A 12,511-nucleotide genomic window follows, 5' to 3' on the forward strand; every position below is an offset into this window, starting at 1 on the left:
ATCAACAAACATCGTCGAAGACGTTAATGAGAGTCGACGAACTCCCGTTGATAACAGCCGGCACGGGAAAGTCACACACCCTGATCGGGCTCGGGATCGCCGCGGTCCACGCCGGGCACAAAGTCCGCTACTTCACCGCCACCGACCTGGTCGAGACCCTCTACCGCGGACTCGCCGACAACACCGTCGGCAAGATCATCGACTCCCTGTTGCGGGTCGATCTGATCATTCTCGACGAAGTCGGGTTCGCCCCACTCGACGACACCGGCACCCAACTGTTGTTCCGGCTCGTCGCCGGCGCCTACGAACGCCGCTCGTTGGCCATCGCCTCACACTGGCCGTTCGAGCAATGGGGCCGATTCCTACCCGAGCAGACCACCGCTGTCAGCATCCTCGACCGGCTTCTGCACCACGCCACCGTCGTCATCACCGACGGCGAGTCCTACCGGATGAAAGACGCCCAACACCGAAAGGAGCGCCCCTAACACACCCCCGAACTACAACACGGGGTGGGGACTCAGACTTGGCCACCAGCGGGGACTTCTACCTGGCCATTGACAGTCCGATTACGTGGATCCGGCCGACATCGCCTCAGGAGACACCTAAGGCCGACTGGATTTCGGATCGGTTATGGCATCGCCTGCACCGGCTGAATTGGATCGCTCGCTGATCGTCGATCATGCCGCGACCGCCCAATGTCCCCCTGTGCCCCAAGGGAGGAGCGGACACAGCATCGTGGCGCGCCGCATCCCCGGAGGTTTGAGCGGGACGGGATCGGTGTTCCCCTGCTCTCGACTACGCCTGCTTACTTCGATGCCTGCTACGGGGACAGTCCGTAGATAACTGCACCGAGCAGGGGCAGCAACGCGATACCGACCGCCCGGCGGATTGTCGAGCATGCACTCGCTGTTACGGGCATTATCGAGACCGGAGTCCAGCCCGCAGCCGTCCACCGTCACCGGATCGAGCACCCACCTGCCGGTGCCATCCCAGTCGCTGCATCAGATAGACCCAGATCGATTCCAGGGGTGCGAATGTTCGTCGTCGTCATCGTAGGTTTTCCTTCCAAGCTCAGTGGTTCACGGTAGGTGCGAACACCCAAAGACACTGAAACGCAATATCATTCAAAAGAAGCCAAACGACCCGCACACAACCGAGCTGCCCGCGACGCTGTTCTCGCCGCCAGGAAGCAGACACTCGACGCATCGGCAGAGACGATGCCGCGCGAGATCACCCTCCCCGCACACGTCGACGAGACGGCAGCCACAGGACCGGTTGCCGAGGACGAATACCAACGTTGAGTCCCGGGACAACGGCGCATGCACCTCTCAACACACTGTGTCGCTCGGTAGGGGAATGCGGCCCAGCTGTTTGAGCACGCCGGCTCCCGGTGGCGTCCCCGCCGATCAGCAGGTAGCGCCGGGCGATCCCGGGCCCCGAAGGTAGTCGATCAAAGTGTCGAGGACAGCTTCGAGATCGTCGACACTGCCCGTCGACCGCAGCACCTCCACCCCACCCTGAATTCCCGCGATGAACGCGGACGCGGTGCGCGGGGCATCGAGTTCCGCCCGGATCTGCCCTGCGGCCTGCATCGCCTCGATCCCGGCCGCGACGTGGGTCCGCCACTGTGTCAGCAGTGTTCGGACCACTTCATATGCCCCCGGCGTTCCGCCTGCCTGGGCCAGCAGCGACCCGAGCGGACAGTGCGCTCCCTGAGCGCGGTAGCGGGTGACCAACGCGTCGCGCCACCTCAGCCACGCCGCCCACGACGTCAGTGCGCCGAGGTGCGGTTGTTGATCGTCAAGAACCCGGCCCGCCTCGTAGACGGCGACGGCGAGCAGCAGCTCGTCCTTGCCGCCCGGAAAGTAGTGGAACAGCTGCCCCTTGCTGGTTCCGGTGATCGCGCGGATGTCGTCGAGCGTGACCTGACCGGGCTCACCACCCCGAAGATGCGTCGCGGCACCCTCGATGATGCGCTGTCTGGTCGCGAGCCCCTTCGCAGTGATCGGCACGTGTCGACGGTAACCCAATTCTGGACCGTCCAACCCTCTATTACTCCATTGCCAGCGATCACACCCTATTTCTGGACTTGCTGGTCCAAAAAATGTTTCCTACGGTCGGGACATGACCAATCACTTCACCAGCAACCGACTGCAGGGCCGCACCGCCCTCGTCACCGGATCGACCTCCCACATCGGGCGCGCAATTGCCGTCGCCTTCGCCGCCGAAGGCGCCCACGTGATCGTCTCCGGTCGCGACACGACACGCGGAAACGAGACCATCGCCGCGATCCACGCGACGGGAGGCCGCGCGGACTTCCTCGCCGCCGACCTCGACGGCACGTCCGCCACCAGCCACGCCCTGGCCGAGCATGCACTGGGCCTGACCGGCGGACACCTCGACATCCTCGTCAACAACGCCGGCATCTTCCCGGCCTCCGGCACCATGACCGTCGACGACGACATCGTCGACCGCATCTACGCCGTGAACGTCAAGGCACCCATCTTCCTGGTGCAGGCCCTGGCCCCACACATGACCGAGAACGGTGGCGGTGTCGTCATCAACCTCGGCTCGTGGGTGGCCCGCCTCGGTATCCCACACGGCCCCGTCTACGCCGCGTCCAAGGCCGCGATGGAAAGCCTGACCCGATCCTGGGCCGCGGAATTCGGCCCGCGGGGCCTGCGCGTCAACGCCGTCTCCCCCGGAGTCATCCGCCCCGCCGGACCCGACACCGACTCCCCCGCCGACGCGTTGATGCACACCACACCCGCGGGCCGGCCCGGCACCGCCGAAGACATCGCCGGCGCCGTGCTCTACCTCGCCTCCGACGACGCCCGCTTCGTACACGGCACAATCCTCGACGTCGACGGCGGACGCATCGCAGTCAACACCGTGTAAGTGCCCGCGACACGACGTCCTCGGGAAGGCCAGCTGCGGCCAGGAAATTCAACGCCTCGATCGCCGCAACATCCGCAGTCCGTCACAAGGGTGGTCGGCAGCCGGATTTTCGCGCGCACTCGGAAGCCTCGCACCGATCAGCTGGCTACAACCAACCTGATAGCCGAGCACAACGGTGATCTGGAGTTGGGGCGGTCCCGACGCGTGGGATGAGTGGGAGATGGCGTGTTACTCGGCGGCCGAGGCGGCGAGAGGGTCGTAGTCGGGCGCGCTGAGCAGGGTGTGGAGCTGACGCCGGCGCACACCCATGTTCCCGCCGTCGAAGATGGGCAGCACCACCGCATCCTGCAGCAGGCGTGCGAGCGGTAGATCGTGGTTGTAGCTGTCGATGCCGACAATCCGCATCAGGTCGGTGATGACCTTCACCGCGGTTTCGGAGCCGTAGATCTTCGCCTGCACGGCCAGTTCGAGGGCGCTGGGCAACTGGAGGTCGAGGGCATGGCAGGCCTTCCAGCTCAGGTAGCGGGCCGCTTCGATGGCGATCTTGGCGTCGGCGAGGGCGTAGCCGACCGCCTGGTGCTCGATGATGGGGACCAATCCGGCGCGGCGCTCGGTCTTGGCGAAGTGCAGTGCGAAGTCGAAGGCTGCGCGCATCAGCCCGACCCCGAACACCCCGACCAGGGCGGCTGTTCCGGCGAAGCTGGCCTCCACCAGTTCGTTGCCCGACCCGACCTCGCCGAGGATGTTCTCGCGCGGGACCCGGACGTTGTCGAAGTGGAAGCGCGGGGTGAGGTGGCCGCGGTGGCCGAGGGTGTCGAAGTCCTCGTCGGTGACAAGACCGTGCCCGGGTTTCGGTACCAGCAGCACCGAGGTGGCCCGCTCGGTCGGCCCGTTCCCGTCGACGTCGGTCCGGCAGACGACGGTGAGGAAGTCCACTCCGCCGCCGTCCCATCCGGTGGCGTTGCTGATCCACTGCTTGGAGCCGTTGATCACCCATTCGTCACCGTCGAGTACCGCGGTGGTGCGGGTCCCTTCGGCGGGGGCGGGATCGGCGAAGTTGGCGATCCCGCCGGGTTCGCTGTGGCAGAACGCCGCCAATGGGGCACCGGTTCCGGAGAGGAACGGTGCGAGGGTCTGCTGGATCTGTTCCGGGCTGCCGCCGTTGAGCACAGGCAGTAGTCCGAGCAGGGAGGCGAACGTGGTGAGTGAAACGTTCGCGTCGACCGCGTAGAACTCTTCGGCGATCAACGCCATGTCGACCAGGCCGTTGCCTTCACCGCCGGCGGGTGCCGGGATGATCTTGCGGAGCCAGCCCTGGGTGACGACCTCCTCATATGCAGGCCGCGTCGCGGCGAACCGTTCCCGAGCCGTGGGCAGGTGTCGGATCGTCTCGGCGATGTCGCCGAACGTCTTCTCCGCGAATGCCCGGGCGGACAACTGCAGTTCGCGCTGCTCGGCGGTCAAGGTGAAATCGATGGCCATGCTGATCGTCTCCTGCTGGTGGTGGGTGCCGGCATCGAGCCGCACCGTCGGTGTCCCCCGGGACCGGAAGGTGCTGGCCGCACGGGACACCGGAATGTGAACGACATCACCATCCTGCGCTCTCCGTTCGGGCACTGTCTTGGCGCCTGGCGCAGAGAAACTGGGACAGGGGCGAACTGGCCGACTGCGTTACCGGGGCGGGTGGGCCGACTCGCCTGCGGTCATCGTTGCCCGGTACTCGCGGGGCGACTGGCCGAACGTCGACCGGAACAGCTTCGAGAAATACGAGGAATCGATCAGGCCCCAACGGCCGGCGAGCGTCCCGATCGGGACCGAGCTCATTCTCGGGTCCCGAAGGTCCCGGCTCACCCGTTCGAGGCGTCGCCGTCGAATGCAGGACGTGACCGTGATCCCCTCCCCCTCGAACAGCATCTGCAGGTAGCGAATCGAAATGTTATGGGCGCCGGCGATGGTCGGGCTGCTCAGTTCGGGGTCATCGAGTCGTGCATCGATGAAGGCCTTGATCTTCAGCAGCAGTGCGTGTTGGTGGGTCTCCGGCGGAACATTCGATTCCGAGCCCAGTTGTTCGGCGAATGCCGCGGCGAGCAGGTTCAGCACGGCGTCGCCGAGATCAAAACTGGAGGCGAGCTGCCCGGTCTCCATCTGCTCGGCGAACGTCATCAAAAACGGCGACACCAGAGCGCCGATGCCCCGGCGCCCGGAGATGCGGCGGGCCGTTACCACCTCGGAATCGCCGGACCGCAGCCGCAACAGCTCACGCGGGAACATCAGCACGAGCTGTCGAAAATCGTCCTCGAACGCCAGGCCGTATGGTCGGCGGGTGTCGTAAACGGCGAAGTCGCCGGGGGTCAGCGCCGCTTCCCGGCCATCCTGCGTGACCAGGCAGTACCCCCGCAGCTGCATGCCCAGCTTCAAGTAGCCCGGATCTGAACGCCGAATCGTCGCCGCAGTCCGCTCGACCTCGACAGGGCCGCCGCTGACATCACTGACCTGCACGGTTCCTACCGACTGCGCCCGGAGGCCTCCGCGGAATCCGCCGTCCCGGCGAACCCGCGCCTCGAGGGGAACGAAGGTGCTCGCCACCGCATCACACCAGGCGTCGAAACGTTCGGCAGGCGACAACACGTCTGTGTGCACGATCTCCGCCATGGTGGTACCACCCACTTCGCCTCACCCGGCGACCTTCGGGACGAAATGCCACGACGGGCCGAACCGGAGCACTAGACTGCACATAATACCGAATGATCGTTCGGCTGGCTAGACCGTCCGACCATACCCTGGCGTGCGGGATACCGAGTGCGTCCACGTCACACAGGCTCTGCGCTGCGTTACAAGACACTGTGTTCGACCCGGCGCACGATGGGGTTGGTGGCCTCGAGGGCGGCTGGGCGGGTTCGCCAGTCGGCCTACAAGGCCGCAAAAACACCCCGCCCCAAGGAGACCTAGCGTGACCATGTCAGCCGACCATTCGGTCGATACTCAGTTCGCCACCGAGCTTTTCATCGGAGGCCGGTGGCGTCCGAGCAGCGCCGGCACCTTCGTCAACCTCAATCCGGCCACTGAGGAACCCCTGGCGGATATCGCCGACGGCACCGCCGCGGACGTGGACGACGCGGTGCGTGCTGCCCGCGGCCAACTCGACGGTGAATGGGGTTCGTGGAGCGGGATCGACCGCGGCAAGGTCCTGAACCGGATCGCCGACCTGATCGAGCGTGACGGCGATCTCCTCGCCCGGCTCGAGGCACTCGACATCGGCAAGCCGGTCGGACAGCCGACAATGCTCGATATCCCCAACGCGGCCGCCACCTTTCGTCACTTCGCCGGCTGGGCCGACAAGATCACCGGTCAGGCAATTCCCACCGCCGGCTACTTCGGCAAGCCCACCCACTCGTACACCGTCCGCGAGCCGGTCGGCGTCATCGGGGCGATCATCCCCTGGAACACCCCACTGATGATCACCGGCTGGAAGCTCGCCCCCGCCCTGGCCGCAGGGAACACCGTGGTGATCAAGCCGCCCGAGGCGGCGCCGCTGTCGATCCTGCACCTCGGTCGGCTGCTCGCGGAGGCCGGCCTCCCGCCTGGAACGGTGAACATCGTGCCCGGGGACGGGGCGGTGGCCGGGAACGCGCTCGTCGAACACCCCGACGTCCACAAGATCAGCTTCACCGGCAGCCCCGCCGTCGGTCGCCTCATCCAGCAGCGCGCGGCGAAGACCGTCAAGCGCGTCACGCTGGAGCTGGGCGGCAAGTCCCCGCAGATCATCCTCGACGACGCCGATCTCGAAGCGGCGATCAATGGCACTGCAATGGGCTTGTTCTTCAACCAGGGCGAGACGTGCGCTGCCGGCACCCGCGTCCTGGTGCACCGATCGCTGTACGGTGCGGTCGTCGACGGTCTTGCGGCGGCGGCCGACGCGCAGGTGCTCGGCGACCCGTTCGACCCGGCCACGACGATGGGGGCCCTGGTGAACGCCAAGCAGCGGGACACCGTCCTGCGCTACGTCACCATCGGTACCGACGAGGGTGCCCGGCTGGCCGCCGGCGGCGCCCGCCATCAGGGCCCGGGTTACTTCGTGCGGCCCACGATCTTCGCCGACGCGACCAACGACATGACCATCGCCCGCGAGGAAATCTTCGGCCCCGTCGGCACCGTGATCCCCTTCGACGATCCGGCCGAAGCGATCCGCCTGGCGAACCAGACCCAGTACGGGCTCGCCGCGAGCATCTGGACCCGAGACCTCTCCCGCGCCCACATCCTCGCCCGCCGGGTCCGCGCCGGGGCGGTGTGGGTGAACGGGTGGGCAGCATTGGATCCCGCCCTCCCCTGGGGCGGCATGAAAACCAGCGGCGTCGGACGCGAGCTGGGCTGGAGCGGCATCCTCGCCAACACGGAAGAAAAGGCCGTCACGATCGTGTTGTAGCGATCGCGACGATGGGACCGACGCGTGGTCCGGCCCATCCACAACGTGAGCCCGGGCGACCACCGCCGCGGACGTAGCCGCCCACAGTGGTCGCCCGGGTGTCGGCCATGCTGTGACGGCAGCAGGATGGGCGGTGGCGGATGGGCGGTGGCGGCCCTTGACGGCTGCATGACGTCGGCCGCGGGCCTGCCCGATATGGTGTTGCACCAACTTCGCTGTGCCGGCGGGCTGCGGCCACGATTTGCGCTAAGGCGACTTTGTCACCGACGTGTGCGATGCCCACAATCGTCCAGCACCTTCCTGGCAGTCAGCTACGAGCAAACAAACTGCAGCAGAGAATAATTCGACCATCGAACCGGGACCACACAGGTGCGCGGCAGGAGGATGAACAGGGTGGAACGAGGATCTCCTGGTAGGACGCGGCGCGGCAGGCGCAACAGACTACCTCTCGGTGGCGCCGACTCACGGCGGATCGATACCGAGTCTTCAGCATTGGTTGAATTCGCGCTGCGCTGGCTCCCGTTCGGCGGCCCGCGGGCCGATGACATTCTTGTGACCTTCGGCATCAGCACGCTGACCTTCGCTCGGCGGCTCCAGGAGGTCCTGGCCTCGGATCACCCACCCCGCCTGTCGCTGGCGGAGCGAAACGGCCTGCGTGAGATGGCCGCCGCTCTCGGCCGTCCTCCGGAGCGGCCATAACCCTTGGGATCGATATCTATCGGGGCCGCCGCGAGCTCAACTGAGCCTCGCGACTCCTCCTAGCGCTCCTCCAAGGTGGTCACGACCACGTCCGGGCAATCCCGTAATGACCCCACCAGAAGACTTTTGACGGTACGCCGGATCCATCTTCCCCCCAGCAGATGACGCGTTTCGCGACGTAGCCGATACCTCCACTCGGGACCTCGCCGAAAACCTGGAAGGTTCGATAAATGCCCGCACTCATCTTTCATGCTGCGATCGCAATCGCCAGACTGCTGACACCCCGCGGTGTCAGAGAGACGGTCCACCGCATGCTTACGAATATCGCTGTCACGCGAGCCACTACGAGATGGCTAACCATGGCAGCCGAACAGCAAGAGGACTTTGGTTATCGTCCGTTGAGAGATGGACCGGCCGAGTCGAACGCCGCGTCCCAGTAAGCCGACCACTGCGCGACTGGGGCAAGACCTGGAACGACCCGAAGCCATTCGTCCGGCCCAAGACCGCCGAGGAGACACTCGATCCCCTCGCGAAACATATCTCACGAATTTCTTGACGCGGGATACCTGCGAGTAGAGCGCGACGCGCCACCCTTCTGCGCGTAGGCCGCCCCACGCGCACCGGGTTCGCCCCGGCCCAACTTTTGTTCGTCTGGGAACAAGACGTGGCGTCACAACCCAGAAACAATCGGTGATGCCACTCACGCAATCGCGGGACCCGGTTCCGGTCTGAGCCCAAATGCGAAGAAGCAGTCCATCACTACACCCAGAGATCGGTTGAAATCGATGTTGAACACAAATCTGTCCGGCAGCACCGTTGTCATCACCGGGGGGGCCGCAGGAATCGGCCTGGCCACTGCTGAGCTCGCAGCGCAACGCGGCGCCACGGTCGTGGTGACCGACCGTTCCGAGGCCACCCTCAAGGCAGCAGTGGAGAAGATCGGCCCCAACGCGGACTATCGGGTCCTCGATGTCACCGATACCACCGCAGTCGAGGACGTCATGGCATCGGTGGGCACCATCGACCACCTCTTCACCTGCGCGTCAGGGATCACAATCGCCCCGTTTACCGAAATCACCGAGGAACAGATGCGGGACTTCTTCGAGGTCAAGTGGTGGGGGCAGTACCGCAGCGTCAAAGCCGCGCTGCCACACATCCCAAAGGAGACCGGTTCGATCACGCTGGTTTCCGGATACCTCTACCGCAAGGTCGACCCAGGCTATTCCGCGTTCGCAGCCGTCAATGGTGCGGTCGAGGCCACGGTCAAGTCCCTAGCGATCGAGCTTGCGCCGCTACGTGTCAACGCCCTTGCACCGGGGCCTGTTGACACCCACAAGCGCCGAATGAGCGACGCCGAGCACAGCTCCTATCGCGAGCAGGTCGCGGCATCACTTCCGATCGGCCGTCCTGGTGAGGTAGAGGAACTTGCGGGTGCCGCACTGTTCCTAATGGAGAACACTTTCACCACCGGCATCACGCTCGATGTCGACGGCGGCAAGCGGTGAGCGACGCGGACACAATCTTCGCTGAGGTGCTTGCCGCCTGGGGGCGATGTTTCAATGGGGGCGACGCCCGCGGGGTCTCCGACATGTTCACCGCCAACGCGATCTTTCAGGGACTACGCCCCGAGCCGAAGTTCGGCAAGGGCGAGATCCTGACGTACTACGAGAACGTCCCAGCCAGCACAACAGTTCTCGCCCAGCCCATCTCGGTGTATCGAATCGGTGGGGGCGTCATCGGTGGAATCGCCGAAATCGTCTTCACCGGGCCCGACGGACGCCAAAGGCCGGTCAACCTGTCGATGCTTCTCTGCGCGGACCGCGGGGCATGGCGGATCTGTCACTACCACGTCTCGAATTGTCAGCCAGCAGATTGATCCCGTGCCGTATTCGCGAGGGCGAGTTGATTCAGGCGTCCGAGCTCGTCACGGTCGCCCGGCGCGCAGCACCACCCAGATACGGATGTGGCGAGCGCGAGGGTGGCGGAACTGCGGTGAAGGCGCGGTCGGTGCAGGCGATCAACTCCGCCTACCGCCCACCGCCCTGCGGCCCGTTCGAGAGATTCTCCGATCAAGCCCGCCAGGTGGTCACCCCTCGCCGCCGGCGCCGCCCGCACCCACCACCAAAACTGGCGTCGGCACCGAACACCTGCCCGCCCCAGATCCTCGACCCCGGCGGCCCCGGAACGGCAGCACTGACCTCATGGGGCGTCACTGCCCCGGCACTCGAGAGCAGGCTCGCGGGTGCCAGCGCACCGGCGGGATCCGCCCCGGCCGCGGGGCACATCCCGAACACCGGCGAAGACGAAGAAGGTCCTCGAGGGCAGCCTGCGCCAGACCGCCCTGCTCGGGCACGAAGAGGATCGGCTCGACGACCCCGCCTCCACCGGCGCTAAAATCCTCACCGACCTGCATCCCTGCCCATCGGCGAAATGCGTGAGCACCTCAGACGCGAACTCGCCCGCAGCCCACCCCAGGCCCCCATCACCGACGCCCTCGAACAACCCGAATAGCAGGGTTCAGTCGGGGATGAAGAACAGACCCATCCCAATCATGAACCACGCCAAGATCGGCACGAACACCGCACGCCACCACCACAAAGGCCGGTCCCACCCCGACTCACCCAATACCCGACCGAGGGCTGAACCACATTCAGATTCGGTTCGGGAACGCTTGATGAGGCTGTGGCGCAACCGTTATCGATTTGTGTGCTCGATCTGGGGATATCCCCGGGCACGACCTGCCTGGACATTCCGATCAGTCGGTAGCCCACCTTAAGCCCCCGTACTAATCATTTCTACTAGTTGCGCCGCGCTCAGCTTCCCGTTGCGCTCAGTAGCACCGCCATTTTCATATGTGGCACGCATCACTTTTCGCTGCCACACTAACAGCCTCATACCACTGAGAGATTGCGAGGTAGTAGGCCGAAGTACCTAATCCGACAGAGCTTTACGGCGGATACATCTATGAAGGCTGTCCTTGGGGCCTCAACACTCCGCCTCTCGATGGCAGCTACCTCCTGTGGTGGTCGGCGGCCCTGTTGGAGCAAGTCCGCCGACCCCGCACATTGCGAGAGACATCGCGGTCGTCAACGAGATGCCTCTTCTCCAATCCGCCGCTGGGCAATAGCGCCCCAGAAGTAGGAGACACCAAATGAAGCACAACCACCCGGCTTCGTCAACGGCTGCAGGTCAACATGCCACTGGCGCCGCCCCGCCGACGCCACCTCCCGGTGTAACAGCTATTGGCCCTAGTTACGAGAAGGCGAAGTGGCTCAGTGATGGTCTGAAGTTCCTGGGCCCTTCGCGCGACCACACGACACTTGATGAACTGATGGAACAGGCGGCCCCATACCTGCAAGAGGGCCGGGGCTTTGCACGGTTTGAGCAGTGGGCCAGCGAATGGAACGACAAGCTGGGGTGGAGTCTGCCCGCGCCCGCGCGTGCGAAGGCCCGACATCGCGATGCTCGGGACCCTCGCGGCCACAAGTCGTCGATTCAAGTTGTCCCGGGGATGTTATGGCTGGCAACCCGTGACAAACAGACACCCTCAGTGATGCGCGCCTTGATGGAGGCGGCGGAAGAGCACATGCGAGCAAGTTGCGAGATGTTCCACGAGCACATCGTGCGCAGTTGTCCTACCTTAATCTCAACGAGGTTGATCAGGTATTTGCCGGGCTTTTATCCGGCGCAACGTTGGCATGTTGACGGTGGGATCGCCACAATAATCCATCGTCCGGCAGGGGACGATCGACTCCTAGTTGGTAGGCCTGGTCACGACCTGCGTACGGCGGCGGCTAACGCTGTCGCCGCGCCCGCGGACACCGCATTGCCGAGTACATTGCTAATCACGGGTGCCCAATGTGCCCTCACACATCGGCGAGCGAATGTCAACGGACACGAGGAAGTCCGGGCCGGCGGACATGAGATCTCCGGATCTGTGGACGTCAAAATTCCGGATGTGCGGTCGTTGAAGACCGGTGGCGGCCGGTGCCGTTGGTCCGCGTCGTTAGTCGAGTGGGTGCACGCCCTTGCCGGCGAGGGCGTCGGCGAGGCGGTGTGAATCGCCCTTGGTCACGATGACGTGGGCGTGGTGCAGGAGCCGATCGACAGTAGCGGTGGCCAGGGTCTTCGGCATGATCGTGTCGAATCCCGAGGGGTGAATGTTCGACGTCACGGCGACCGAGCGGCGCTCGTATGCGGCGTCGACGATGCGGTAGAACGCCTCGGCGGCGTCCTGCCCGGCGGGCAGCATGCCGATGTCATCGACCACCACGAGATCGCAGGAGCAGACTTTCGCCACCGTCCGGGCGACGGATCCGTCGGCCTTCGCCTTGTTCACCGTTTGGGTGAGGGTTTCGAGGGTGAACCACAGCACCCGCAGGTCGGCCTCGATCGCCGCGTGCGCGAGCGCTTCGACGAAATGACTCTTCCCCGTCCCAGCCGTTATCGTCGGTTTGAGCTGAGAAGCCTTTCGTTTGCGCTGGTCATGAC

General features: G+C 65.0%; 10 protein-coding genes. 6 read left to right on the plus strand and 4 right to left on the minus strand.

Going from position 1 to position 12,511, the window contains the following annotated elements; all coding sequences use genetic code 11:
• Positions 1-485, plus strand: a 485-nt coding sequence (locus QM841_RS42535) for an ATP-binding protein (RefSeq protein ID WP_283336739.1), incomplete at its 5' end; no start/stop codon positions are given.
• Between the two features lie 921 nt (positions 486-1,406).
• Here QM841_RS42535 and QM841_RS42540 read toward each other — a convergent pair.
• Positions 1,407-2,012 carry a TetR/AcrR family transcriptional regulator gene (locus QM841_RS42540; RefSeq protein WP_283336741.1) on the minus strand — a complete coding sequence of 202 codons (606 nt, stop codon included), beginning with the start codon at positions 2,010-2,012 and terminating at the stop codon, positions 1,407-1,409.
• 112 nt (positions 2,013-2,124) lie between these two features.
• Between QM841_RS42540 and QM841_RS42545 the strand changes: the two genes are divergently transcribed.
• Positions 2,125-2,898, plus strand: a complete 774-nt coding sequence (locus QM841_RS42545; RefSeq protein WP_283336742.1) for an SDR family NAD(P)-dependent oxidoreductase — start codon at positions 2,125-2,127, stop codon at positions 2,896-2,898.
• A 228-nt stretch (positions 2,899-3,126) separates the two neighbouring features.
• On the opposite strand, the gene QM841_RS42550 is transcribed toward QM841_RS42545, so the two are convergent.
• The gene (locus QM841_RS42550; protein ID WP_283336744.1) at positions 3,127-4,380 is read right to left on the minus strand and encodes an acyl-CoA dehydrogenase family protein; all 1,254 of its coding nucleotides are present in this window, start codon (positions 4,378-4,380) and stop codon (positions 3,127-3,129) included.
• A gap of 189 nt (positions 4,381-4,569) precedes the next feature.
• Positions 4,570-5,565, minus strand: a complete 996-nt coding sequence (locus QM841_RS42555; protein WP_283336746.1) for an AraC-like ligand-binding domain-containing protein — start codon at positions 5,563-5,565, stop codon at positions 4,570-4,572.
• 289 nt (positions 5,566-5,854) lie between these two features.
• On the opposite strand from QM841_RS42555, the gene styD reads away from it, so the two are divergent.
• From styD to QM841_RS42575, 4 genes are all read left to right on the plus strand, one after another.
• The gene (styD, locus tag QM841_RS42560) at positions 5,855-7,321 is read left to right on the plus strand and encodes a phenylacetaldehyde dehydrogenase StyD (RefSeq protein ID WP_283336752.1); all 1,467 of its coding nucleotides are present in this window, start codon (positions 5,855-5,857) and stop codon (positions 7,319-7,321) included.
• A 492-nt stretch (positions 7,322-7,813) separates the two neighbouring features.
• On the plus strand, positions 7,814-8,020 hold the full coding sequence (locus QM841_RS42565) for a hypothetical protein (RefSeq protein WP_283336748.1): 207 nt from the start codon (positions 7,814-7,816) through the stop codon (positions 8,018-8,020).
• 785 nt (positions 8,021-8,805) lie between these two features.
• Positions 8,806-9,525 (plus strand): SDR family NAD(P)-dependent oxidoreductase, encoded by a 720-nt coding sequence (locus tag QM841_RS42570; protein WP_283336753.1) that lies wholly within the window; start codon positions 8,806-8,808, stop codon positions 9,523-9,525.
• Positions 9,522-9,896, plus strand: coding sequence for a nuclear transport factor 2 family protein (locus QM841_RS42575; RefSeq protein ID WP_283336750.1), 375 nt, complete (start codon positions 9,522-9,524; stop codon positions 9,894-9,896). Before QM841_RS42570 ends, QM841_RS42575 begins: the two co-directional genes overlap by 4 nt.
• Before the next feature lie 2,130 nt (positions 9,897-12,026).
• Here QM841_RS42575 and QM841_RS42580 read toward each other — a convergent pair.
• Positions 12,027-12,511: ATP-binding protein (locus QM841_RS42580; RefSeq protein ID WP_283336751.1), on the minus strand; the 485-nt coding region annotated here is incomplete at its 5' end.

Origin of the sequence: Rhodococcus sp. IEGM 1307, from assembly GCF_030056915.1 — a bacterium.
Lineage (GTDB): Bacteria > Actinomycetota > Actinomycetes > Mycobacteriales > Mycobacteriaceae > Rhodococcus_F > Rhodococcus_F opacus_D.